Raw genomic sequence first — 25,323 nt, forward strand, 5'->3', positions numbered from 1 at the left:
ACGTTCAAGAAAGTACCCCAGACTGTATCGTCCCGACGACGCCGCACGGCCAAACGGTCGCAGAAACCGTCGCCCGGCGCTGACCGATGGCTTGAGACTTCATGATCGCACCCCTGGATATACCGGAACGCACCGCCACATCCTACCTGCGCTTTCTCGAGGCGCTCGACCAGGCCGGTTTCAGCGGCGAGATCGCCCCCGACTATGCCAATCGCGCGGTGATGGCCACCGACAATTCCATCTATCAGCGCTTGCCGCAGGCTGTGTTGTATCCGCGCGACGCCGAGGACCTCGCCTGCCTGGCACGTCTCGCCGGGCGCGAGGAGTTTCAGGCTATCGTGCTCGCCCCACGTGGCGGGGGCACCGGCACCAACGGCCAGTCGCTCACCGATGGTTTGGTGGTCGATGTTTCTCGGCACATGAATCAAATCCTCGAGATCGACGCGGAAAACCGCCGCGTGCGCGTCCAGGCCGGGGTGGTCAAGGATCAGCTCAACGCCGCTCTCAAGCCTTATGGGCTGTTCTTCGCGCCGGATCTGTCGACCTCCAGCCGCGCCACCCTCGGCGGCATGATTTCCACCGATGCCAGCGGCCAAGGCAGTTGCGAATACGGCAAGACCCGCGATCACGTGCTGGCACTCGACATGCTGCTGCTCGGCGGCGAACGCCTGCACAGCCAGCCGCTGACCGATGAGTCGCTAACGCAGACCTGCGCGCGCGACGACCGCATCGGCGAGGCGCATCGCACCGTCCGTGAGATCGCCGACACACAAGGCGCGTTGATCGCGGCCACCTTTCCGCCGCTCAACCGCTGCCTCACGGGTTACGACCTGGCGCACCTGTATCGTGACAACGGCGACTTCGACCTCAACAGCGTATTGTGCGGCGCGGAGGGAACGCTTGGCTTTCTCGCCGAGGCGACGCTTAACGTGCTGCCGATTCCCAAACATTCGACGCTGGTCAACATCCGCTACCGAGGCTTCATGGATGCCCTGCGCGATGCCAAGGCGCTGATGGGCGGCAGCTCTTCATCGACCCAGCCGCAGGCGCTCTCCACCTCACCCCAGCCGCGTCCCACCTCCATCGAGACGGTCGACGACAAGGTGCTGACGCTGGCCATGGAGGACTTCGTCTGGGACGGCGTGGCCGAGTTCTTTCCCGCCGAGGGCGAGGATATCCACGGCATCAACCTGGTCGAGTTCAATGACGACGATCCCGAACGCCTGGCGGCCCGGGTCGAGGCCTTCTGCACGCACCTCGGCACCGATACCCAGGTCGAGCGCCTGGGCTATACCCTGGCCGAAGGCCGCGAGGCCATCGGCCGTGTCTACGCCATGCGCAAACGCGCGGTGGGCCTGCTCGGCAACGCCAAGGGCGAAAAGCGCCCGATTCCCTTCGTCGAGGATACCGCCGTACCGCCCGAGCACCTGGCCGACTACATCGCCGAGTTCCGCGCCCTGCTCGACGCCCACGGGCTGGCCTACGGCATGTTTGGCCACGTCGATGCCGGCGTATTGCACGTGCGCCCGGCCATCGACATGAAAGACCCGGCGCAGGAAGCTCTGATCCGCGAGATCTCCGATCAGGTGGCCGCCCTGACCCAGCGCTATCATGGCCTGCTGTGGGGCGAGCACGGCAAGGGCGTGCGCTCGGAATACGCGCCCCAGTTCTTCGGCGAGCTCTACCCCAGCCTGCAGCGCCTCAAGGCAGCGTTCGACCCGCATAACCAGCTCAACCCAGGCAAGATCGCCACGCCCGCCGATACATCTGCCACGAACGATGCAGCGGTTAGCTCGCCTGAAGCCGCCGAGGCGGAGCCGGTCAAATGGGTCGATCCCGGTCTGCTGACCATCGACGGCGTGCCGACCCGCGGGCAGCGCGATCGGCAGATCGACGAGCGGGTCTGGCAGCACCATGCCAGCGCGGTGTATTGCAACGGCAACGGCGCCTGCTACAACTACGACCCCAATGACGCCATGTGCCCATCGTGGAAGGCCACCCGCGAACGTGTCCACTCGCCCAAGGGTCGCGCCAGCTTGATGCGCGAATGGCTGCGCCTGCAGGACCAGGCCGGCATCGATATCATCGAAGAATCACGCCAGAAGCAAGCCGAGGGCCTCTGGGGCGCCACCAAGGCCTTCCCGCGGCGCCTGCGCAACACCCTGCGCAAGCGACGCGGCCAGGAAGATGTCTCCCATGAAGTGTATGACGCCATGGCCGGCTGCCTGGCGTGCAAGTCCTGCGCCGGCCAGTGCCCGATCAAGGTCAACGTCCCCGAATTTCGCTCGCAGTTCCTGGAGCTTTATCACAACCGCTACTTGCGCCCGCCACGCGACTACCTGATCGGCTCGCTGGAATTCTTCGTGCCCTATCTCAAACCGATAGCGCCCGCATATAACGCCCTGCTGAACACACGCCTGGCAGAGCGCCTGCTCGCCGGGCCGCTGGGCATGGTCGACACCCCACGCCTGTCTCGGGCGAGTCTCACCAAGCAACTCAGGGCCTGGGGCATCGCCGAGGCCACGCCCACCGCACTGGGCCTGTTGACCGAACGCCAGAAAGCGCGCAGCGTGATCATCGTTCAGGATGCCTTCACTAGCCACTTCGAGGCCAAGCTGGTGATGGATATCGTCGAGCTGCTCTCGCGGCTGGATATTCGCGTCTTCGTGGCGCCCTTCCGCGCCAACGGTAAACCGCTGCACGTGCAAGGCTTTCTGGGCGCGTTCGAAAAGACCGCCACGACCCAGGCGAAGCGTCTCAAGACGCTCGCCGATTTCGGCGTGCCGTTGGTGGGCATCGACCCGGCCATGACGCTCGCCTACCGTCAGGAGTACGTCAAGGCGCTGGGGCCCGAGGCCGTGCCCGAGGTGCTATTGCTGCAGGAATGGCTGCTGTCACTGGGGAGCTCCCTGCTACCCACGGGCCTGACAGCGCTCGAGGACCCTGGCTACAAGCTGCTGACGCACTGCACCGAAAAGACCAATGCGCCGGGCGCTACCAAGGCCTGGCAACAGGTGTTCGCGACGTTCGGACTGAGCCTGGAAAGCGTCGCCACCGGGTGTTGCGGCATGTCCGGCACCTACGGCCACGAAGCCCGTAACCGCGAGACATCCGAGAAAATCTACGATCTCTCGTGGCGCGCGCCGGTCGAGGACGACGCCAATGCCGGGCGCCTGCTGGCCACCGGCTACTCATGCCGCAGCCAGGCCAAGCGCCTCTCCGATGCTGTACTGCCGCATCCGTTACAGGGCTTGCTGGCGGCGCTCAAACGCACCCTCTAAGAGAGTCGACATGTCCCGAACTCTCATCTTCATCGGCCTGGCCATCGTAGTCATCGGCTTGTTGTGGCCCTGGCTTTCAAAGCTGCCGCTCGGGCATCTGCCCGGCGATATCGCCATCAAGCGTGAAGGCTTCGCCTTCTATTTTCCGATCACCACCATGATCCTAGTCAGCGTGGTCGTATCGGCCCTGTTGTGGCTGTTCAATCGCTGAATCGACATACATCAAAACGGTGCAGCGAGACATACCATAACGGGGCATCCCGTCACGATGTCGACACATTCATCAATAACGCTTGCCATGCATTGCAACTAGCGTGAGGCAACGCTAGGCTTCGCGCTTTCGTTCACCCCAAGGAGCGCGACCATGGAGCACGCTGCCGTCGACCTGACATTGATCGGCCTGCTCGCGCTGATCTGCCAATGGCTGGCCTGGCGTCTCAAATTGCCGGCGATCCTGCCGCTTTTGATCGTGGGTATCGTCATGGGCCCCGTCACCGGTCTGCTCCAGCCCGACGCGCTGCTCGGCGACCTGTTGTTTCCGCTCGTCTCACTGGCCGTCGCAGTGATCCTGTTCGAAGGCAGCCTGACGCTCGACTTCGGCGACCTGCGCGGTCATGGCCATATCGTACGCCGGCTGGTCACCTGGGGGGCACTGGTCACCGGCATCATCGCTATCGTCGCGGCACGCTATACGCTAGGCCTGTCGTGGGAAATGGCCAGCGTCCTGGGAGCCTTACTGGTAGTGACGGGGCCCACGGTGGTACTGCCCATGTTGCAGACGCTGCGCGCCCGCGAGCATCTTTCGCAGATCCTGCGCTGGGAAGGCATCCTGATCGATCCGGTGGGTGCCATCGGCGCCGTGCTGGTGTACGAATACGTCGCCCTGGGCGCGTCCAACGGCGCCGCTACCCACGCCTTGGTGCTGTTCGCCAAGACGGCGCTGATCGGTTTCGGGCTCGGTGGCCTCGGCGGTTATCTATGGGGGTGCGTGCTGCGTCACCACTGGCTGCCTCAGCGCTTGCACAGCTTCGGCACGCTGATGGCCATGCTGTCGCTGTTCACGCTTTCCAACATGCTCTTTCATGAATCCGGGCTGTTGACGGTAACGGTGATGGGCGTGTGGCTGGCCAATATGCGCGGGGTACCCACGCAACAGATCATCGAGTTCAAGGAAACGCTCTCGTTGCTGTTGATCTCGGGGCTTTTCATCCTGCTCGCCGCACGCTTGACCGTCGATCAACTGGCACAACTTTCCTGGCCCGCCTGGGCGTTCCTGCTCATCCTGGTAGGCGTGGCCCGCCCTCTGGCGGTGTGGGTCTGCACCCTGGGCACTCGCCTCAACTGGCGAGAGAAAGCGCTGCTGGCGTGGCTCTCGCCGCGCGGTATCGTCGCCGCTGCCGTGGCATCGCTGTTCGCCCTCAAGCTCGAGGACCTGAACATGCCGGGCGCGGAAATGCTGGTGCCGGTGACCTTCCTGGTCATCATCAGTACCGTCGTGGTGCAAAGCCTGCTGTCACGCCCCATTGCACTGGCATTGAAGGTCAGCGAACCACCGCCCACCGGCTTCCTGATCATCGGCGCCAATCCAGTGGCGCGCACCATCGCCAAGGCCTTGGAGGAATCCGGTTTCACAGTGCGCCTGACCGACAACAGTTGGGACGCCGTACAAGAAGCACGCATGGCTGGGTTGCCCGTCTACTACGGCAACCCGCTCTCCGAGCATGCCACGCAGCATCTCGAGTTGACCGGCATCGGCCATCTGCTGCCGCTGTCGCCCTATCGCGAACTGAACAACCTGGCAATCCTGCATTTCGAACATATACTGGGGCACGGCAAGGTCTTTCGTCTCGCAGCAGGCAACAGCAAGCACGCTCACCGCCATCAGGAACAGGCGCTGGACCACCTGCCCATGGTCTTCGGCGAAGACGTGACCTATGCCCAGCTCTCGAGCGTGGTCTATCGTGGCGGCGAGATCCGCAAGGCCAAGCTGAGCGCCAACTTCGGCATCAAAGACTACCGTCAAGCACACCGCAACCGCTTGTTGCCCCTGTTCTGCATCGGCCCCAACGGCCGTATTCGGGTTGCCAACGACAGGACGCCGCTCACCCCGCGTGCCGGGGACACTCTGATCAGCCTGGTCTACCCCGACTCGCCCGAATTCTGAACGTCCCACAATTCTGAATGCCCACAACGCCATCGGGCCGCACAAGGCGGCCCGATGGTGAACGGCGTGATCTGTATCGCACGTCTAGAAGAACAAGCGGCGCAACGCACTCCCCGGGTCTTCCTCACGCATGAAAGCTTCGCCGACCAGGAAGGCATTCACATCGTGCTCGCGCATATGCTCGACATCGTCACGCGTATGAATACCCGACTCGGTGACGACGGTGACATGCGACGGAATTCGCGGCAGTAGCTCGAAAGTCGTCGTCAGCGATGTCTCGAAGGTATGCAAATCCCGGTTATTGATCCCTACCAACGTCACGTCCAGCGCCAACGCACGCTCCAACTCATGGGCGTCATGAACTTCCACCAGCACGTCCATGCCCAGCTCATGGGCTTGTTGATGCAAGGCTTTCAGGCGGGCGTCGTCGAGTGCCGCGACGATCAGCAGGATGCAATCCGCGCCGATGGCGCGCGCCTCGCTGACCTGATAGGTATCGACGATGAAATCCTTGCGAATCACAGGCAATGCGCAGGCCTCGCGCGCCGCCTGCAAGTCACGCTCGTGGCCCTGGAAAAAATCGGCGTCGGTCAGCACCGAGAGGCAACTGGCCCCGGCCTCGGCATAAGACTTGGCGATCTGGTCCGGCTGGAAGTCCTCACGGATCACGCCCTTGGAAGGCGACGCCTTCTTGACCTCGGCGATCACCGCCGGATCGCCCGCCGCAATGCCACGCTCGAGCGCGGCGACGAAGCCACGCGGCGCGTCTTGCTGGCCTGCCTGCTCCAGAAGCTGTGCTTCGCTCAAGCGCGCGCGACGCTCGCGAATCTCGTCGTCCTTGCGCGCCAGGATCTTGGCCAGAATCGTCGGCAGGCCGGTGTCGTGTTCGTGGCTCATCAGCGGTCGTCCTTATGGGCCAGAATGCGCGTGAAATCCGCGAGCTCTTTCATCTTCTCCAGCGGAAGCTTGGAGCCTTGGGCATCCTGCGCCAGGAGCACGCCCTCTTTCAACGTGTCCGCCACGCCGGCAGCATAAAGCGCCGCCCCCGCATTCAGCGCCACGATATCCGCCGCCGGGCTTTCGCCCACGAGCGCGGCCTTGACCAGCTTGAGACTATCCTCGGCGGTCACCACCTTCAGCGGCGCCAGCGACTGGCGCTCGATGCCGAAATCCTCCGGCACGATGGTGTATTCGCGGATCTCGCCGTCCTGCAACTCGGCGACACGCGTCGGCGCGGCCAGGGAAATCTCGTCCAGACCGTCCTCGGCGTTGACGACCAGCACATGCTCACTGCCGAGTCGCTTCAGGGCTTCCGCCATGATCGTCAGCAACGCGGGATCGTAGACGCCCAATAGCTGATTCGGCGTATTGGCGGGGTTGGTCAGTGGCCCGAGGATGTTGAACACGGTGCGCACGCCCATCTCGCGACGCGGGCCGATGGCATGACGCATGGCCTGGTGATGCATGGGCGCGAACATGAAGCCGACTCCGACTTCCTGAATGCAGCGCGCCACCTCGTTCGGCGGCAGTTCCAGCGAAATGCCCGCCACGTCGAACAGGTCGGCACTCCCGGAAGACGACGACACGCTACGGTTGCCGTGCTTGGCGACACGCCCGCCGGCGGCGGCGACCACGAAGCTGGCGGCGGTCGAGACGTTGAACAGGTTGGCACCATCGCCCCCCGTGCCGACGATATCCACCAGGTGGGTGCGGTCAATCTCGACGGGCAGCATCAATTCACGCATCACCTGCGCGGCCGCCGTGATCTCGTCGGCGGTCTCGCCCTTCATCGCCAGGCCGATCAGAAAGCCGCCGATCTGGGCATCGCTGGCCTCGCCGGTCATGATCGCTTTCATCACCGCATGGGTGTCGTCGAAGCTCAGGTGGCGATGACGCATCACCGCGCCGATGGCTTCTCGCATCTGCATGTTTCGCTCCTCGATTTACGCGCGGCGTTTCAGAAAATTGGCCAGCAGCTCGTGGCCCTGGCGGGTCATGATCGATTCGGGATGGAACTGCACGCCCTCGATATCCAGTGTCTTGTGGCGCATGCCCATGATCAAGCCGGGCGTGACGTCATCGGCCACGACGCGAGCCGAGATCTCGAGACACTCCGGCAGCCCCTGCTCGGCCACCACTAGCGAATGATAGCGCGTCACCTCGAGCGGATTGACCAGGCCATCGAACACGCCGCGACCATCGTGCTCGACCCGCGAGGTCTTGCCGTGCATCACCTGCGGTGCCCGCACCACCTCGCCACCGAAGACCTGGCCGATGGCCTGGTGCCCCAGACAGATGCCGAGGATCGGCAACTTGCCCGCGAAATAGCGCACGGCCTCAAGCGAAATGCCCGCCTCGTTGGGCGTGCACGGCCCCGGCGAGATCACCAGATGACTCGGCGCCAAGCGCTCGATCTCCTCGAGAGTGATAGCGTCGTTACGGTAGGTGACAACCTCGGCCCCCAACTCCGCTAGATATTGCACGACGTTGTAGGTAAAGCTGTCGTAGTTATCGATCATCAGCACGGACATGGCTTTAAATTCCTGTTTCTAATGGCATAAACATTTTTCGCCGCGATTTGTTACCTAGAATATTACCCAGGTCGGTCTTAATGAGTGGCCAGCCGTGCAGGGACAGTAGACACAAAAAAGCCGCCCACACGGCGGCATTTTTGTATCGTCAGCGTGCCGCCCTTCGCTCAGAAGCGCCACCACTGAATCAAGCTGTAGGTCGAGTCGATAGTCATGTCTTGAATAGTGCCGTTTGCAGTGAGGAAATGTCAATCAAGCTGAAAGCCACATAGCCGTACAGACTTGACCTCGCATGGCCTCGACGCCAGATCTATACTCAGAGGCAATACTGATGAACGGTTTTATATCCGCAGGAGGCACCAATGAAACGCATGATAGGCGCAGCCATTGCCAACTGGTTCCGCAAGCCCGAGAACCGCGAGAAGGCAAAGCAAACGGCCAAGCAGATGGCCGAGAAATATCAGAATCGCAAGAAGTCGTCCAAAAACTCGCCTTCTCGCTGAACGTGTCCTTGCACGGCGCTACGTCATCGCGCAGCGCCGTTCTCGCCCTTGTTCAGCAACCTCACCCCAGGTTATCGAGGCCACGCTCGGCCATCGCCACCGCGCGGAAAAGCGCGCGGCCCTTGTTGAGGGTTTCCTGCCACTCCTGCTCAGGTACCGAGTCGGCGACGATTCCCGCGCCGGCCTGCACATGCAACTGGCCATCCTTGATGACCGCCGTGCGAATGGCGATGGCGGTATCCATGTTGCCGTGCCAGGAAAGATAGCCGACTGCCCCGCCGTATACCCCGCGCTTGACGGGCTCTAGCTCGTCGAGAATCTGCAAGGCGCGAAACTTGGGCGCCCCGGAAAGCGTGCCGGCGGGAAAGGTGGCGCGCAGCACGTCGAGTGCCGACATGCCGGGCTTCAGCTTGCCGGTCACGTGGGAGACGATATGCATGACGTGTGAGTAGCGCTCGATGGCCATGTTGTCGGTGACCTCGATCGAGCCGGTTTCACTGATGCGCCCCACATCGTTGCGACCCAGATCGATCAACATCAAGTGCTCGGCGATCTCTTTGGGGTCGGCAAGCAGTTCATCTTCCAGTGCCTTGTCTTCCGCTTCGCTTTGGCCGCGCACCCGCGTGCCGGCGATGGGACGCACCGTGACCTCGCCGTCTTCCAGGCGCGTGAGGATCTCCGGCGACGAGCCGACGACATGATGATCGTCGAGGTTGAAGAAGAACATATAGGGCGACGGGTTGAGGCTGCGTAGCGCGCGATACAAATCCAACGGCGCCGCGCGATACGGGATCGTCATGCGCTGCGAGGGCACGCATTGCATGACATCGCCGGCCAGCACGTATTCCTTGATCTTCTCGACCGCGTCCTTGAAGCCCGCCTCGGTAAACCCGGAGGTAAAGTCCCCTTCTTCCACCGCCGGTCCGCCGGTGCCGGGGCTGACGGTATTGAGCGTGGCGCTGCGCAGCTTCATTTCCAGTGCTTCGAGACGCTCCAGGGCACGCAGGTAGGCATCCGTCACATCGGGATCGGCGTGCGTCCACAGCGTCAGACGCCCGGAAAGATTGTCGAAAACCACCAGCTCATCGCAGACCATCAGCAGGATGTCCGGCACCCCGATAGGATCGGGCTTTTCCACGCCCCGCAGGCGCGGTTCGATATAACGGATGGTGTCATGCCCGAAATAGCCGACCAAGCCGCCGTCAAAACGCGGTTGATCGTCGACCTGAGGCACCTTGAAGCGCGCCTGGAACTGCTCGATCCACGCCAACGGATCATCGACTTCGGTAACACCGAGAACTTCGCCGTCGGCAATATGACGCACCACCTGGCCGCGCACTTCGATGCGCTCGCGACTCGGCAAGCCGATGATCGAATAGCGCCCCCATTTCTCACCACCCTGCACGGACTCGAGCAGGAAGGTCCAGGGCGCATCGGCCAGCTTGAGATAAGTAGAGAGCGGCGTATCGAGATCCGCGAGCACTTCGCGAGTCACGGGGATGCGGTTATAGCCGGCCTGCGCCAGCTCGGTGAAGCGTTCGGGGGTCATCATGCCCTGCATTCCTTTGGTGAGAGTCTACGTCGTGACGAATTCGCACTTCCGCATGGGGCCGACACTCGGACGGGTCGGCAAGCATCACCATCGCCAGCGTTTGACTTCGCGCATCAACGCATGGGCTCTACGCAATGAGGGAGCATTCAGAACCATTAAACGCTATCCGTTATAGCAGATGATTATCAAAGGCTTAGCGTAATAGACGCCAGTCTCGAAAACACTAAACGAGTTCCCCCAGCGATTCAACCATGACATCCGGCTCGCTCGCGGCCACCGGTTTGCCGTGATTGTACCCGTATGGCACCGCCAATGTGCGAAAACCCGCCCGCCGGCCGGCCTCAACGTCGTGGCGTGAGTCCCCCACCATCAGGCATGCACTCGGCGCAACCTCGAGCCGATCCGCTAGATGCAGCAGCGGGGCCGGATCGGGTTTCCGGGTGGACAATGCATCGCCGCCCAGCGTCAGCGCGAAGTACCGTGAAAGCTCTAGACACTCCAGTATCGGGACGATGAACGCCGTCGGCTTGTTGGTGATCAACCCTATTGCCACACCACGCGTAGCAAGCGCTTCGAGCGCTTCGCGAACGCCGGGATAGACCTGCGTCAATCGGCATGGCGCCTGCCGGTAGTGCCGTAAGAAGGCCTCATGCACCTCATCGAGGTCTCTATCTTGCGCGTCGACGGCATAAAGCGCTCGCTCGACGAGTTTGCGAGAACCGTTGCCGACCCAGTCTCTCACCGCTGCCTCGCCGGCTTCCGGCAATCTCAGCTCGCCAAGCGCGCCATCGAGCGCCGCGGCGAGATCCGGCACGGAATCGATCAGGGTCCCGTCGAGATCGAAGACCACCAACCGAATGCCCTTGAGGGCGGGATGCATCGCGCTGGACGGCATATTCGTCTCCTTGAACCAGAAAGCGCCTATCACAATGCATGTAATATTACGCAAAAACTCGGCATCGCGCGCACCCTACGGTGTTCTTGATACGCGAACAGCGTTATTCTATACGCAGACGTCGCCGACACCAGGCGCCATCGCCCTCCCGGCACGACACGCAAGTCATTGCCATCTTGCTTGCGTCTTGGCTGACCCATCGCGATGCCCCGACCCTGGCGACCCTTTTTTCGTCCCCTTTCAACGTTTCTTTTCCAGGAGTCTGTATGTCCACACCCCGCATCGTGGTGGTCGGTGGCGGCGCCGGCGGCCTCGAACTGGTGACTCGCCTGGGGCGCAAGCTCGGCAAGCGCCAACGCGCCGAGATCGTGCTCGTCGACCGCAACGCGACCCACATCTGGAAACCCCTGCTGCACGAAGTGGCCACGGGCGTGCTCGACTCCAGCCTCGATGAAGTCTCCTATCAAGGCCATTCCAAGTCCCATGGTTACCGCTTCCAACGCGGCACGCTGAGCAATCTCGATCGTGACAACCGCACCATCACGTTGGCGCCGATCATCGACGACGACGGCGTCGTGATCCTTCCCGCGCGCACGATCGACTACGACTATCTGGTCATGGCGCTGGGCAGTGTCTCCAACGACTTCGGCACCCCCGGCGTCGCCAAGCACTGCCATTTCATCGACAGCCCTGGGCAAGCCGAACACTTCCGCCAGAACATGCTCAACACCTTCTTGCGTTACAGCGACCCCGAACGCCGGACGCATCCCAAGTTGAGCGTGGGCCTGGTAGGGGCCGGCGCCACCGGCGTCGAGCTCGCCGCGGAATTGATCGGTGCTTCAAAGATGCTGCACAGCTACGGCTTCACCGCCATGGATAGCGGCAAGCTGGAGATCCACCTGATCGAGGCGGCACCACGCATTCTGCCGGCACTCCCCGAACGCATCAGCCAGGCCGTGCATCAGGAGCTGGAAAAGCTCGGCGTGCAGGTCCACGTCGATACCCGCGTCACCTGTGCCGACGAGCACGGCTTCGTCACCGCCAGTGAGGAACGCATCGCCACCGACCTGAACGTCTGGGCGGCGGGTATTCGCGCACCGGCGTTTCTCTCCGAGCTGGGCCTTGCCACCGAGCGCAATCATCAGCTCAAGGTAAACCAGACGCTGCAGGGCCTCGACGACGAGCGTATCTTCGCTTTCGGCGATTGTGCCGCCTGCCCCCAACCCGACGACACGCGCGTGCCGCCGCGTGCGCAAGCGGCCCACCAGCAGGCTACCCTGCTGTATCGCAACCTGCGCGCGGCCATGGACGACAAGCCCCTCAAGCCCTTCGTCTTTCGCGACCGTGGCTCGTTGATCTCGCTAGCCCATTTCGATGCCGTGGGCAGCCTGATGCGAGGCACCTCGGCACGCAGCCTGTTCATCGAAGGGCGCCTGGCCAAGCTGTTCTATGCCTCGCTCTACCGCATGCACCAGTTGGCGATTCATGGCGTGTTCAAAACCGGTATGACCGTCGTCGTCGACGGCCTCAACCGCTATATCCGCCCACGCATGAAGTTGCACTGATACAGCGAGGCCACCATGATCGAGAGACCCTATCGCTCGATCATGGAGCCCGTTCATGCAGCATTTTTTCAATGACGCCTCACACGTCGTCGTCGACGTTCTCTACGCCGCCGGCCACCTCGCCCCCTTGCGTATTGCCGAGCCGCAAAGCGGCGTCCGCATTCTGATTCGCCGCGACTGGGACCGCGACACGCACGGCCAACGGCAGGTCGCGGTACTCTCCGGCGGTGGCGCAGGGCACGAACCCGCGCATGCCGGCTTCATCGGCGAGGGTATGTTGACCGGGGTGATATCCGGCAGCCTGTTCGCCTCGCCCAGCATGAATGCCGTGCTCGCCGCCATTCGCGAAGTCTGCGGGCCGGCCGGCTGCCTGCTGGTAGTCAAGAACTACACCGGGGACCGGCTCAACTTCGGACTGGCCGCCGAACATGCGCGTCGCGAAGGTCTCAAAGTCGCCATGGTCATCGTCGCCGACGATATCTCCCTGCCCGATACACCACAGCCACGCGGCCTTGCCGGTACTTTGCTGATTCACAAGATCGCCGGCTATCACGCACAGCAGCAAGACACACTGGACGACATCCAAGCGCTCGCTCAACACGCATGCGAGCGCATGGCCTCGATGGGCATGGCGCTCACGCCGGCCACCCTGCCGGGCCAAACGCGTCCCGACCGAAGCCCCGAGCTAGGATTGGGCATTCACAACGAGCCGGGCGTCCAGCATATCGCACCGGATAGCGCGCGCGACGCTATGAACCACGTCGTTGCGCCCCTCGCAGACGCTCTCGATGAGCGCGGTCACACCGACGGCTGGCTTGCTCTGCTCAACAATCTCGGCGGTTGTTCGACCCAGGAGATGGGGGTGCTGAGCGGCAGCTTGATCGATAACCTCGGCCCGATACAACTGCCCCAGCTTATCGGCCCCGCGCCCTTGATGACCTCGCTGGACATGCACGGCTTCTCGGTGACGCTGATGGCCGCCGACGACGCCATGCGCAAGGCCTTGCAAGCGCCCACTGATGCGCCCGCCTGGCCCGGCGTCAGAGACGTGCGTCCGCCGGACACGTTCACGCCCCGCCTTGCCACCCAGGGCGAGGCACTGCAAGACGATGCACCCCAGGCGACGCATCTCACGGCGGCGCTCACGCAAGTGTTAAGCGTGTTGCGCGACGCGCGTGACGATCTCGACGGGCTGGACGCTCGCAGCGGCGACGGCGATGCCGGTAGCAGCCTGGTGGAAGGGGCCGATGCCATCGAGCTGGCATTGACAGCGGGCCGCCTGGATACCGCACACCCCGAGCGGTTGTTCGCAGGCCTGGGACAATGTCTGGCTACCGGCATGGGTGGCTCGAGCGGGGTATTGCTGTCGATTCTGTTTACCGCCACGGCGACCGCCCTCGAACAGCGCGGCCTGATCGACAGTCTCTGGCGAGGGGTCGAGCGCATGCAGACCTATGGCGGCGCCCGGCTCGGCGACCGCACCCTGCTGGACGCCTTGATTCCCGCGCTTCAGGCACTCCAGAAAGACGCCTCGCTCACCGACGCGGCCCAGGCGGCACGTCAAGGCGCAGAGCACACGGCGACGCTTTCCCGCGCCCGGGCGGGACGCGCCGCCTATGTGCCCGACAGTGCATTGGAAGGTGTCGTCGATCCTGGCGCTGAAGCCGTTGCGCGGGTCTTCGAAACGCTGGCCCGCTGCCTATAACGACGACCTATGACGACGACGCCTCGTCCCGGCGTGCCGCCAGCCAGGCACGCTTGGCGGCGGGGCTGAGTTTCTTGAGCGCGGCTTCGCGACGCAGCGCCTCGCCATGGCTGCCCACGTATTCCGAGTGGCGCAAGGCCAATGGCCCCTTGCCACGCAAGGCCCGCGCGCCACGCTTGCCGTCGCAATGTTCGCGGAAACGCCGCGTCACATCGGTCGTCACCCCGGTATACAGCGCGCCCGCCGCCGTTTCGATCAGGTAGAGATACCAGGACTGCGCCTGGGCGGCGCGCTCGTCATCGGCCATGAGGCAACTGACTCAACGCTGTGCCAAAGCGTCGCGGAAGGCCTGCATGACGCTGTCGTAACGGTGTGGATCCGCCTCGTCGCGAGCCTTGAATATCGCCGACCCGGCGACGAAGGTATCCGCCCCGGCCCGCGCGATCTCGGCGATATTGTCGACCTTGACGCCACCGTCGACTTCCAGACGAATGTCGCGACCGCTGGCATCGATGCGTTGGCGCACCTCGCGCAGCTTGTCGAGCGTGCCGGGGATGAAGGATTGCCCGCCGAAGCCGGGATTGACGCTCATCAGCAGCACCATGTCGAGCTTGTCCATGACGTAGTCGAGGTAATGCAGCGGCGTAGCGGGATTGAAGACCAGGCCGGCCTTGCAGCCGCCATCACGGATCAACTGCAGGGAACGATCGATGTGTTCACTGGCCTCGGGATGAAAGGTGACATAGCTCGCCCCTGCCTCGATGAAATCCCCGATCAGCCGGTCCACCGGCTTGACCATCAAATGCGCATCGATAGGCGCGGTGATGCCATGGTCACGCAGGGCCTTGCACACCATCGGACCGATGGTGAGGTTGGGGACGTAATGATTGTCCATGACATCGAAGTGCACGATATCCGCGCCGGATGCCAACACATCCTCCGTTTCCTGACCGAGACGAGCGAAATCGGCGGATAGGATCGAAGGTGCAATCTTGAAGTCGGGCATAAGCAATAAAGGTGCTGTCGGCTGGAAATGAAGACTTCATTCTAGCGAATGCCGGACGGAAAAACAGGCACGTGGATCGGCTCGATCACGACGACCTTGCATATTCAGGCGACGCCTTCGATAGTAAAGCAATCCTTTATAAAAACGCGGCGTCGTATTACCGCCCCACTCTCGAGAGGCCCGGCATGATTCGATTTATCTTGCGCCATGGACGACGTCTGGCACTGTGCGCGGTACTCGCCACCCTGCCGCTTGCCGCCAGTGCCGAGCAGGCGATTCTCGAAGGCGAGCGTTTCCATCCCCAGGAAGGCCAACACGGCATGGCGGCCACCAGTCATTATCTGGCTTCGAAGATCGCCCGCGACGTCATGCAAGACGGTGGCAACGCGGTCGATGCAGCGGTCACCGCAGGATTCGCGCTGGCCGTCACACAGCCACGCTCCGGCAATATCGGTGGCGGCGGTTTCATGCTGATTTCGGATGAAAAAAGCGACAAGGTCATCGCCATCGATTATCGCGAGAAGGCGCCTGGGGCGGCCTATGAGACGATGTTCCAGAACGATCAAGGCGAGGCGGTCTCCGAGCTTTCGCGCGATACCCACAACGCCTCCGGCGTCCCGGGAACCGTCGCCGGCCTGGCCTTGGCGCTGGAGCAATACGGCACCCTCAGCCTCGCCGAGGCCCTGGCCCCCGCCATTCGACTCGCCGAAGAAGGCTTCGAGATACCGCCGCGTTTCGCCAATGGCTTGCGCGACGCACGCGAACGCCTGGGCCAATGGGATGCCTCACGCGCCGTGTTCTATAAGGAAGATGGCAGCCTTTATGCTGCCGGCGAAACATTCCGCCAGCCGGACCTCGCGGCAACGCTCAAGCGCATCGCGGCCCAAGGCCCGCGCGAGTTCTATGAGGGCAAGACTGCCGAACTCATCGCCCAGGAAATGGAAAAACACGACGGGCTGATGACGGCCGAGGATCTGGCTGCCTACCAACCGACGATTCGCGAGCCGGTGCATGGGACCTATCGCGGCTACGACGTCTACGCCATGAGCCCGCCGTCCAGCGGTGGCGCACATATCGTGCAGATGCTCAACATCCTCGAGGGCTACGATATCGGCGAGATGGGTTTCAATTCCGCCCGCACGCTGCACGTCATGAGCGAGGTCATGAAGCGCGCCTATGCCGACCGCGCCGAGTATCTGGGCGATACCGACTTTGTCGATGTTCCGCTCGAGGGCATCACCTCCAAGACCTACGCCAACGACCTGCGCGAGCAGATCGACCTGGGGCGCGCCACGCCCAGCGATACCATTGCGGCGGGCGATCCACTGCCTTACGAGTCCAACGAAACCACGCACTTCTCGATCGCCGACGACAACGGCCTCGCCGTGTCCAACACCTACACCCTCAACTTCAGCTATGGCTCGGGCATCGTCGTCGAGGGCGCGGGCTTCCTGCTCAACAATGAAATGGACGACTTCTCCGCCAAACCGGGCACACCCAATGCCTATGGCTTGATCGGCGGCGAGGCCAACAAGGTCGAGCCCAACAAGCGCATGCTGTCGTCGATGACGCCCACCATCGTCAAGAAAGAGGGCAAGAACGTCCTGATCACCGGTAGCCCCGGCGGCTCACGCATCATCACTACGACGCTGCAGGTGGTCATGAACGTCATCGATCACGACATGAACGTGCAAAGCGCCGTGAGCGTGCCACGCATCCATCACCAGTGGCTGCCCGACGAGATCCGCATCGAAGAAGGCATCAGCCCAGACACCATCGGGCTGCTCGAGTCCATGGGTCATACGGTCTCACAACAAGCCGCCATGGGGGCCGCGCAGTCCGTGCTGATCGAAAACGGGCACTATTACGGCGGCGCCGCCGACCCAAGGCGTTCGACATCTTCCGCATTGGGGCTGTAAATAAAGACGCAGGGGGTCGGGGCAAAAAGGGGTTCGTTCACGCTTGCGAGGATCGCTATACTCGCAGCCGGACTTCGGCTACCTGTTTTCACTCTCTTCCAGGACACACAATGCGTATGCGCCGGTTCATTCCCGTCACAAAACGTCCCGCGTTCGCCCTCGTCGCGCTACTCATGACGCCACTGCTCATGATCGGCTGCGCCCAGAGCCCCCAGATGCTTCAGGTCAAACCCGATATCGGGACGGATCTTCCTCAAACGGGGAACGGGCAGGAAATCGCTCTCGACGTCGTGGACGGTCGCCGCAGCGACGTGCTGGGCACACGCTCAGGCTCACCTGCGGCGACATCGACGATCCGCGTCCCCGCGCATGACGTCATTCCCAAGCTACAGACGCAGGCGGAAACAGCATTACGTCGCATGGGCTTTTCACCCGTCGAGGACGGTAGCGCCAACGCGACATTGACGTTGACGCTCGCCGATCTCAGTTACGCTCACGTCGAGGCCGATGCGCCACTACTCGACGCCGCGCAGCTACAGGCGGTATTGCGTGCCCAGGTCGCCAACGACGGCGGTACCTATACCGGCACCTATACGGCCAAGCGCAAGCAGAGCTTCGCCATCAAGCCCGACTGGGATTCCAACAACCGCATGGTCAGCGATCTGCTGAGCAGCGCCTTGCGGCGCGCCTTCAGCGATCCCGAGCTTTCCCGCCAACTCAAGAATTGACGCGCGCCAGCGCCGCGACAGCGATTACGCCGGTCGCGGCCCACGCCGTATCAGCGACCACACGCTTTCCTGCTTGCCCGAATCATCCGGTGGCCGCGTTTCCAGATGCGTGAGTTCAAAATTCGCCGCGAACAAACGCTCGACTTCGTCATCGGCCACCGAATACGGCGGGCCACCCTCCGGTGAGTGCATATCCATCAGGCTGATCAACAAGCCTCGCGTACCGGGCAACAATAATTGCGCCAGGTGAAAGGCATAACGTTGCCGCGTGGCCTCGGGCAACGCGATCAGCGCCGCGCGATCGTAGAACGCCGACAACTCCTCGGCCTGGGCGGTATGGAAATGAAAGAAATCGCCACACCAGAGCTCGATGCAGCCCTGACGACAGCACGAGAAAGCACCCTGCGTATAGCGTGATATCGGCGCCTCGCTTTCGGCCATGAACTGCTCGATGGCCAACGACGAGAGCTCCAGGCCGAGCACGGGATGTCCCTGCTCGGCCAGCCAACGCATATCCAGGCTCTTGCCACACAGAGGCACCAGCACCTTGCCGCCGGGCTCCGCCCCGAGTGACGGCCAGTGGCGCATCAAGGCATCATGCGGCGCCGACCGATGAAACCCGATCCGGCCTTCCTCCCAGCGCGCCAGCCACTCATCCGTCGCCATATGTCGTTAACGCCCCTCTTTCCATCTTCTATCGTTCACACGTCTACGACACGTCATCAAAACCATCCACTCCGGCGCTTACGCCGACGCGGGAGGTGCGGCACGATCAAGCCCACCAGCAAGCCGGCGCCAGCCACGGCAGCACCGTAGGTGAAATAACGCATCAAGAGGTCCTGTTCCTGCGTATCGAGCCGTGCCTCAAGCTCACGCGTGGTTTCCTGGGCGTCACTGTAAGCACTGTCCAATTCGGCATTACGCGATTCCAGTTCCTCGATACGCTCGGCTCTGTTGTCCAGCTTCGTGGTCATACCCTCCACGCGCTGCTCCCATTCTTCATTGATACCGTCGAGCTTCGAGGTCAACTCATCCACACGCGTTTGCAACTCGGGCAAGCGCGAGCTGGCACTCGGCGAGTCCTGCAGGTAACGGCTGGGAATCCAGACGGCATCACCATCATCGCCACGGACGCGGCTATAGTCGCCCTGGCGTTCGAGCAGCGTCACGGGGTCGCCGCTCTCGAGTGTCCCGACGATACGATAGCCCTCGGTGGGGCCGCTACGTACATAGGTCGGCAACTTGTCCGAGACCCAGTGCTGCCCATCGTCTTGTGCATGAGCGTTGAAAGCGCAGGCCCCGAGGACCAAGCTCAGCATCAGAGGTTTGATTCTAGACATAACGTGGCTTCTTCATGAATGACGAACGGCTCACGAGTACGTACTGCTCCACGCGTTGTATCGCCCAGCCGAGAGGACCTCCTGTCGCGACTCGGTAGGCGACCATCCACACATTCTGTGGATAAGTCTTGGGAAAACCGGACCTTGACGGCAGCGAGACCACCGCAATGTCTGTAATAGCAACAAATCGTGCAATTTTTAACCACTCATCGTCGCGCGATAACCAGCGCATCGGACACGAAAATTTCGCAATCCTGAGTCGCTATTGACTGTCTGCAGGGCACCTCCACGAGGCACCTCTCGCGAGAAACGCTAGCGTATCACAGCCTCGGCATCATCGCGGACGATTCGGCACAGGCGCAAGGCTGGCCCACGGTGCCGTCAATCCGTATAATATCCCGTCTCATCCTGAACAAGCAGCAGGCCCGCGCTTCAAGGCCACGCTTTTACTCACCAATCACGGACATATGTCGGGCGCTCGACGCACCGACCGGATCGGTATGGCGAAGAAACTCTTCATCAAGACCCATGGCTGCCAGATGAACGAGTACGACTCCGCACGCATGGCGGATCTACTCGGCGAATCGCATGCACTCGAGCTGACCGACGACGAGCGGGAGGCCGATGTCATCCTGCTCAATACCTGCTCGATCCGTGAGAAGGCCCAGGAAAAGGTCTTCCACCAGCTCGGGCGCTGGAAGAAACTCAAGGCCGCCAATCCCGATCTCGTGATCGGCGTCGGGGGCTGCGTAGCCAGCCAGGAAGGCGACAATATTCAGAAGCGCGCTCCGCATGTGGATATGGTCTTCGGGCCGCAGACCATGCATCGGTTGCCGAGCATGCTCGACTCGGGCAAAGGGGCGGAAACCATCTCGATGGTCGATGTCACTTTTCCCGAGATCGAGAAGTTCGACCACTTGCCCAAGCCCACGGCAGACGGCGCCACCGCGTTCGTCTCGATCATGGAAGGCTGCTCGAAGTACTGTACGTTCTGCGTGGTGCCCTACACCCGTGGCGAAGAAGTCTCGCGGCCCTTCGAGCCGGTGATGGAAGAAGTCATCCACCTCGCCGATCAAGGCGTGCGCGAGATCAACCTGCTGGGCCAGAACGTCAACGCCTATCGCGGCGAGAACCAGTTGGGCGATGAAATCGACCTCGCCGAGCTGATCGGCTGCGTCGCCGCCGTGGAAGGCATCGACCGCATCCGCTTCACCACCTCGCACCCGGTGGAGTTCTCCGATAGCCTGATCGAGGCCTACGGCGAGATTCCGGAGCTGGTCAGCCATCTGCACCTGCCCGTGCAGGCCGGGTCGGATCGTATCCTGGCAGCCATGAAGCGCGGCCATACCGTCGAGGAATACGTCGACAAGCTGGAGCGTATTCGCGCACTGCGTCCGGACATCAGCTTCTCCTCGGATTTCATCATCGGCTTCCCCGGCGAGACCGAAGAAGACTTCATGAATACCATGGATCTGATCCAGCGCATCGGTTACGACGCCTCGTTCAGCTTCGTCTATTCCCCGCGCCCGGGCACCCCGGCCGCAAACCTCGAAGACGAAACGCCGGAAGCGACCAAGAAACAGCGTCTGGCGATCCTGCAGGAACGCCTCAACCAGCAGACCATGCAGATTTCACGGCGCATGGTCGGCCAGACCGAGCGCATCCTGGTCACCGGGTTCTCGCCCAAGGATCCCGGCCAGCTCTCCGGTCGCACCGAGAACAACCGGGTCGTCAACTTCCGCGCGCCCAACCCGACCGAACTCATCGGTTATTTCGTCGATGTCGAGATCACCGAGGCACTGCCCAACTCCCTGCGTGGCGATCTGGCCTCCCCGGCGCGCTATTGAGACGCTGCCAGCGGTCTTTGTCTGCTGGTTTGACGAATCCTTGCGCGGGATCATTGCCCCGGCGTTGTCCGGGGCGCTAAGCTGAAATTACACTTCCAACCCATGGATCTCTCCGAGTTGAGCCAGAACACTTCGCAGGCACATCGCATCCTCACGCTGACGCTCGAACCCAATGACCCCATGCGCCTTGCAAGCCTATGCGGACAGCAGGACGAACACCTCAAGCTCGTCGAGTCGCGTCTGGGCGTGACATTGCGAAATCGCGGCAACACCTTTCAGCTCGCAGGCCCCGGCCCGCACGTCAAGGCAGCCGCCAATGTCGTCGAACATCTCTACCGCGAGACGGAAGCCAATGAACTGACGCCGGATACCGTGCATCTTTTCCTGCAGGAATCCGACCTCGAGTCACTGGAAGAAGACGCCGAGGACACCCTCGACGAAGGCGGCGTGCTCATCCGCACGCCGCGTGCCCTGATCAAGCCACGCGGTCACAACCAGCAGACCTACGTGACCAGCATTCACGATCACGACATCAATTTCGGGGTCGGCCCGGCGGGCACCGGCAAGACTTATCTGGCGGTCGCGGCGGCGGTCGAAGCACTCAACCAGCAACAGGTACGACGGATCCTGTTGGTACGCCCGGCAGTGGAAGCCGGCGAGCGCCTGGGCTTCCTCCCCGGTGACCTGGCACAGAAGATCGATCCCTACCTGCGCCCACTCTACGATGCGCTCTACGAGATGCTGGGCTTCGAACAAGTCGGCAAGCTGATCGAGCGGCAAGTGATCGAGGTCGCTCCACTGGCCTATATGCGCGGGCGCACGCTCAACAATGCCTTCATCATTCTCGATGAAAGTCAGAACACCACGCGCGAACAGATGAAGATGTTCCTGACGCGCATCGGCTTCGGCTCCACCGCCGTGATCACCGGCGACATCACCCAAGTCGACCTGCCGCGCGGCAATCAATCGGGGCTGATCCAGGTTCTCGATGTGCTCAAGGACACCGCCGGGATCGGGGTCACGCATTTCGTGGCCAAGGACGTGGTTCGCCATCCGCTGGTCCAGCGCATCATCGAAGCCTACGATGCTTTCGAAAGCGCCGAGGAAGAGCAGGAACGCACCCGCCGCGAACGGCGTGCACAAGCCAAGCGCGAAGACAACGACACGCGCCGCGATAACGACGAGCCGGCCGACGCATGAGCCTCGATATCGACCGCCAGGTCGCCATTGACACGCCAAGCGCACTTCCCACCCAGGCCGAGCTGGAGGCCTGGGTAGGCGCCGTGTTCGCTCGTCACCCCGATGAAGTGCGCACGGAGATGACCGTGCGTTTCGTCTCTCCTGAGGAGAGCCAGGCGCTCAATCGCGACTATCGCGGCAAGGACAAGCCCACCAACGTGCTTTCCTTTCCTTTCGAAACGCCGCCCGGCGTCTCCTTGCCACTGCTTGGCGACTTGGCGATCTGTCACGACGTCGTCGTCACCGAGGCCGCCGCACAGGATAAGCATCTAGCGCATCACTACACCCATATGGTGATTCACGGCACCTTGCATTTACTCGGCTACGATCATATAGATGAGCGTGAAGCCGAAGAAATGGAAGCGTTGGAGCGCGAGCTACTGGCAGGTTTCATGATCGGTGATCCCTATGCCGAGTGAACCTCCGCCCGGGACGCCTCTCGACGCCCCACGATGCCCGGCCCGTGGCCGTGCACGCACTTTTATCATCCCCGCGTTATCGTCCATGAGGAACGAGAGACCTATCGCATGAGCGAAGACCGATCGAGCAGCCAGGGTGGTAAATCCTGGCTGGATAAACTGCTGAACGCTTTTTCCAACGACTCCGATGAACCGAATTCGCGAGACGAATTGCTTACCTTCCTGCGCGAGGCCGGTACACGACTGCGCCTCGACCAGGACGCGCTGACCATCATCGAAGGCGCCTTCCAGATCAGCGACCAGCAAACGCGCGAGGTCATGATCCCGCGCTCCCAGGTAACCGCCCTGCATGTCGATCAGCGCCCCGAGGACTGCCTGCCGATCATCCTCGAGACCGCGCACTCGCGTTATCCGATCATCGACGAAAACCTCGACGAGGTGCTGGGCATCGTGCTGGTCAAGGATCTCCTGCCGTTGCTCAAGCTCAGCGACGCCGAGCGCCAACGCTTCCAGTTGCGCGATATCCTCCGCCCGGCGATGTTCATTCCCGAGTCGAAACGCCTCAACAGCCTGCTCAAGGAATTTCGCGACACCCATAACCATATGGCGGTGGTGGTCGATGAATACGGTGGCACCGCAGGCATCGTGACCATCGAAGACATCCTCGAGCAGATCGTCGGCGACATCGAGGATGAACACGACATCGATGAAGAAGACGACATTCGCGACCTGGGCGACGGCACCTATGCGATTCGCGCCCTGACGCCCATCGAGGACTTCAACGAACGCTTCGACACGGCTTTCCCCGACGAAGAATTCGATACCGTCGGCGGCCTGGTCATGCAACGCTTCGGGCATCTGCCGCGACGCAACGAATACGCCGATCTGGGCACCTGGCGTTTTACCGTGCTCAATGCCGACAATCGCCGTATCCGCCTGTTGCAAGTATCGCCCTGCCCCGAGGATGAAACCCAAGCGTCAGAGAGCGACGCAAGGCAGTAAGTAAATCAGGCGCCTACATGGCATGGTCCACAGCGCCGTGCTCTGTTATAAGAGGCTCCTTCGACAAGGAGTGCCTCATGCTGTCTAACCGCACCTATCGCCCCTGGATGGGATATCTCGTCGCGCTGCTCGCCGGCGCACTCACGACGCTCACCTTCGCCCCTTTCGAATGGTGGTGGGCGGGGCCCTTCGCCGTCGCCCTGGTCTTCTACGGCCTCCACGACCTCACGCCCGGCCAGGCAGCGCTGCGCGGCTGGAGCTATGGCGTGGGGCTGTTCGGCGCCGGCACGTCGTGGATCTATGTGTCGATTCATGACTACGGCTACACCGGCGTCCCATTAGCGGTCTTTCTTACCGCGCTATTCGTAGTCACTCTGGCGCTGTTCTATGGCGTGGTGTTCGGGGTCTATCGGCGTTTCACCAGCGCGCGATGGTCCGTGATCACCTTCGCGGGCGTCTGGGTCCTTGGTGAGGCACTGCGTACCTGGGCGTTCTCCGGCTTCCCCTGGCTACTGCTGGGTAGTGCCCATGTCGAATCGCCGTTGGCACCGTGGGCGCCTATCGGCGGCGTCTACCTGCTATCGCTGATCGTCGCTCTCAGCGGCACCTTGCTGGTGGCGCTATTGAAGCGCCGCTTGTGGGCATTGGTGCCACTCGTCGCCATGTGGTGCCTGCCGCTGGTGCTGCCCAGCCAGTGGACATCCCCACAGGGCGATCCCAAAGAAGTCGCCCTGTTGCAAGGCGATCTCCCGCAGCTCTCGAAGTGGAGTCCCGAGGGGCAACGCCAAGCCGCCAACACCTACACCGAGCTGACCCGTGATCAGGACGACGGCACCGATCTAATCGTGTGGCCGGAAACCGCCCTGCCGATGTTCGCGTCCCAGGCACGCCCCATTCTGGAACGCGTTCAGGCGACGCTGCCCGCCGATACCGCCCTGCTGACCGGTATCGTCCAGCGCGACGATCAAGGCGACTACTACAATGCGGTCATCGGGATGGGCGACAGCCAAGGCAGCTATCGCAAGGAGCATCTGGTACCGTTCGGGGAGTATTTACCACTGGAGGGCTTGCTGCGCGGCGTCATCGCCTTCTTCGATCTCCCCATGTCGAGCTTCGCTGCCGGCGCCTCCGACCAGGCACCGATCCAAGCCGCCGATATGCGCCTGGGCGTCGCAATCTGCTACGAGATCATCTATGCCGACCTGGTCGCCCAACGCGCACGCAGCGCCGACGTGCTGCTCACCGTCTCCAACGACACCTGGTTCGGGAACTCCATCGGCCCGCTCCAGCACTTGCAGATGGCCCAGCTACGTGCCCTGGAAAACGGCCGCTATGTAATGCGTGCGACGAGTAACGGCGTCACCGCCATCATCGACGCCCAAGGCCATATCACCCAGCGCGCCCCGCGCTTCGAAACCGCCAGCATCCGCAGCGAGGTTCAGCCCATGCAAGGGCTGACACCGTTCACCCGCACCGGCAGTTGGCCCACCTGGCTGCTCGCCGCTCTGTTGCTCATCCCCGGGCTGCGTTGGCGGCGCCACTCGCTCGAGCAACGATAGCGTCAACGGACGCGCTGGTCTGGATCAGTGCCTGAATTTGCTGGATAAGCGCCCGCGTTTACCTGAAT

At 62.3% G+C, this 25,323-nt stretch carries 22 protein-coding genes; 13 read left to right on the top strand and 9 right to left on the bottom strand.

The annotated features are described in order from the left end of the window. Positions 1–101: 101 nt before the first annotated feature. The 3 genes from ydiJ (at position 102) to L1073_RS15935 (ending at position 5,445) form a co-directional block, all read left to right on the top strand. Positions 102–3,281 (top strand): D-2-hydroxyglutarate dehydrogenase YdiJ, encoded by a 3,180-nt coding sequence (ydiJ, locus tag L1073_RS15925; RefSeq protein WP_246900897.1) that lies wholly within the window; start codon positions 102–104, stop codon positions 3,279–3,281. 10 nt (positions 3,282–3,291) lie between these two features. Then, positions 3,292–3,492: a DUF2905 domain-containing protein gene (locus tag L1073_RS15930; protein WP_246900899.1), complete on the top strand. Its 201-nt coding sequence runs from the start codon at positions 3,292–3,294 to the stop codon at positions 3,490–3,492. 153 nt (positions 3,493–3,645) lie between these two features. After that, positions 3,646–5,445 carry a cation:proton antiporter gene (locus L1073_RS15935; protein WP_246900906.1) on the top strand — a complete coding sequence of 600 codons (1,800 nt, stop codon included), beginning with the start codon at positions 3,646–3,648 and terminating at the stop codon, positions 5,443–5,445. An 84-nt stretch (positions 5,446–5,529) separates the two neighbouring features. Here L1073_RS15935 and trpC read toward each other — a convergent pair whose 3' ends face one another. Genes trpC through L1073_RS15950 form a run of 3 tightly spaced genes read right to left on the bottom strand, consistent with a single transcriptional unit; the run spans position 5,530 to position 7,976 of the window. Then, positions 5,530–6,342 carry an indole-3-glycerol phosphate synthase TrpC gene (trpC, locus tag L1073_RS15940; protein WP_246900908.1) on the bottom strand — a complete coding sequence of 271 codons (813 nt, stop codon included), beginning with the start codon at positions 6,340–6,342 and terminating at the stop codon, positions 5,530–5,532. Continuing rightward, a complete protein-coding gene (gene trpD, locus L1073_RS15945) occupies positions 6,342–7,373 on the bottom strand; it encodes an anthranilate phosphoribosyltransferase (protein WP_246900909.1) in 1,032 nt (343 codons plus the stop codon). The genes trpC and trpD overlap by 1 nt, the downstream gene beginning before the upstream one ends. Before the next feature lie 15 nt (positions 7,374–7,388). Then, positions 7,389–7,976, bottom strand: a complete 588-nt coding sequence (locus tag L1073_RS15950) for an anthranilate synthase component II (protein ID WP_246900911.1) — start codon at positions 7,974–7,976, stop codon at positions 7,389–7,391. Between the two features lie 362 nt (positions 7,977–8,338). On the opposite strand from L1073_RS15950, the gene L1073_RS15955 reads away from it, so the two are divergent. Beyond that, on the top strand, positions 8,339–8,479 hold the full coding sequence (locus L1073_RS15955; protein ID WP_246900912.1) for a hypothetical protein: 141 nt from the start codon (positions 8,339–8,341) through the stop codon (positions 8,477–8,479). A 61-nt stretch (positions 8,480–8,540) separates the two neighbouring features. Here the strand turns inward: L1073_RS15955 and trpE are convergent, their stop codons facing one another. Both trpE and L1073_RS15965 read right to left on the bottom strand, forming a co-directional pair. Beyond that, complete coding sequence (trpE, locus tag L1073_RS15960) at positions 8,541–10,028, bottom strand: anthranilate synthase component I (protein ID WP_246900978.1); 1,488 nt, start codon at positions 10,026–10,028, stop codon at positions 8,541–8,543. Positions 10,029–10,254: 226 nt separating this feature from the next. Further along, entirely contained in the window at positions 10,255–10,926 is a 672-nt protein-coding gene (locus L1073_RS15965) for a phosphoglycolate phosphatase (protein WP_246900914.1), read from the bottom strand. Between the two features lie 266 nt (positions 10,927–11,192). Here L1073_RS15965 and L1073_RS15970 point away from each other — a divergent pair, with 266 nt between their 5' ends. Both L1073_RS15970 and L1073_RS15975 read left to right on the top strand, forming a co-directional pair. After that, a complete protein-coding gene (locus tag L1073_RS15970) occupies positions 11,193–12,491 on the top strand; it encodes an NAD(P)/FAD-dependent oxidoreductase (protein ID WP_246900915.1) in 1,299 nt (432 codons plus the stop codon). Between the two features lie 55 nt (positions 12,492–12,546). After that, the gene (locus L1073_RS15975) at positions 12,547–14,196 is read left to right on the top strand and encodes a dihydroxyacetone kinase subunit DhaK (protein WP_246900916.1); all 1,650 of its coding nucleotides are present in this window, start codon (positions 12,547–12,549) and stop codon (positions 14,194–14,196) included. Between the two features lie 7 nt (positions 14,197–14,203). Here the strand turns inward: L1073_RS15975 and L1073_RS15980 are convergent, their stop codons facing one another. Together L1073_RS15980 and rpe are read right to left on the bottom strand one after the other, a co-directional pair. After that, positions 14,204–14,503 carry a GIY-YIG nuclease family protein gene (locus L1073_RS15980; RefSeq protein ID WP_246900918.1) on the bottom strand — a complete coding sequence of 100 codons (300 nt, stop codon included), beginning with the start codon at positions 14,501–14,503 and terminating at the stop codon, positions 14,204–14,206. Between the two features lie 12 nt (positions 14,504–14,515). Further along, the gene (gene rpe / locus L1073_RS15985) at positions 14,516–15,202 is read right to left on the bottom strand and encodes a ribulose-phosphate 3-epimerase (RefSeq protein ID WP_246900920.1); all 687 of its coding nucleotides are present in this window, start codon (positions 15,200–15,202) and stop codon (positions 14,516–14,518) included. Positions 15,203–15,387: 185 nt separating this feature from the next. Here rpe and ggt point away from each other — a divergent pair, with 185 nt between their 5' ends. Further along, positions 15,388–17,121 carry a gamma-glutamyltransferase gene (ggt, locus tag L1073_RS15990; RefSeq protein WP_246900922.1) on the top strand — a complete coding sequence of 578 codons (1,734 nt, stop codon included), beginning with the start codon at positions 15,388–15,390 and terminating at the stop codon, positions 17,119–17,121. Positions 17,122–17,294: 173 nt separating this feature from the next. Continuing rightward, the gene (locus L1073_RS15995) at positions 17,295–17,849 is read left to right on the top strand and encodes a YajG family lipoprotein (RefSeq protein ID WP_246900928.1); all 555 of its coding nucleotides are present in this window, start codon (positions 17,295–17,297) and stop codon (positions 17,847–17,849) included. A gap of 24 nt (positions 17,850–17,873) precedes the next feature. Here L1073_RS15995 and tmpT read toward each other — a convergent pair whose 3' ends face one another. Both tmpT and L1073_RS16005 read right to left on the bottom strand, forming a co-directional pair. Beyond that, positions 17,874–18,515: a thiopurine S-methyltransferase gene (gene tmpT / locus L1073_RS16000; RefSeq protein ID WP_246900936.1), complete on the bottom strand. Its 642-nt coding sequence runs from the start codon at positions 18,513–18,515 to the stop codon at positions 17,874–17,876. Between the two features lie 56 nt (positions 18,516–18,571). Continuing rightward, a complete protein-coding gene (locus L1073_RS16005) occupies positions 18,572–19,168 on the bottom strand; it encodes a TIGR04211 family SH3 domain-containing protein (protein ID WP_246900938.1) in 597 nt (198 codons plus the stop codon). 521 nt (positions 19,169–19,689) lie between these two features. On the opposite strand from L1073_RS16005, the gene miaB reads away from it, so the two are divergent. From miaB to lnt, 5 genes are all read left to right on the top strand, one after another. Continuing rightward, positions 19,690–21,036, top strand: a complete 1,347-nt coding sequence (gene miaB / locus L1073_RS16010) for a tRNA (N6-isopentenyl adenosine(37)-C2)-methylthiotransferase MiaB (protein WP_246900941.1) — start codon at positions 19,690–19,692, stop codon at positions 21,034–21,036. Positions 21,037–21,153: 117 nt separating this feature from the next. Continuing rightward, complete coding sequence (locus L1073_RS16015; RefSeq protein ID WP_246900944.1) at positions 21,154–22,236, top strand: PhoH family protein; 1,083 nt, start codon at positions 21,154–21,156, stop codon at positions 22,234–22,236. Then, entirely contained in the window at positions 22,233–22,694 is a 462-nt protein-coding gene (gene ybeY / locus L1073_RS16020) for an rRNA maturation RNase YbeY (protein WP_246900947.1), read from the top strand. The genes L1073_RS16015 and ybeY overlap by 4 nt, the downstream gene beginning before the upstream one ends. A 108-nt stretch (positions 22,695–22,802) precedes the next feature. Further along, positions 22,803–23,696 (top strand): CorC family transporter, encoded by an 894-nt coding sequence (locus tag L1073_RS16025; protein WP_246900950.1) that lies wholly within the window; start codon positions 22,803–22,805, stop codon positions 23,694–23,696. Between the two features lie 77 nt (positions 23,697–23,773). Continuing rightward, the gene (gene lnt / locus L1073_RS16030; protein ID WP_246900954.1) at positions 23,774–25,255 is read left to right on the top strand and encodes an apolipoprotein N-acyltransferase; all 1,482 of its coding nucleotides are present in this window, start codon (positions 23,774–23,776) and stop codon (positions 25,253–25,255) included. Positions 25,256–25,323 lie beyond the last annotated feature (68 nt).

It is taken from the genome of Chromohalobacter nigrandesensis (assembly GCF_023061285.1).
Classification (GTDB): domain Bacteria; phylum Pseudomonadota; class Gammaproteobacteria; order Pseudomonadales; family Halomonadaceae; genus Chromohalobacter; species Chromohalobacter nigrandesensis.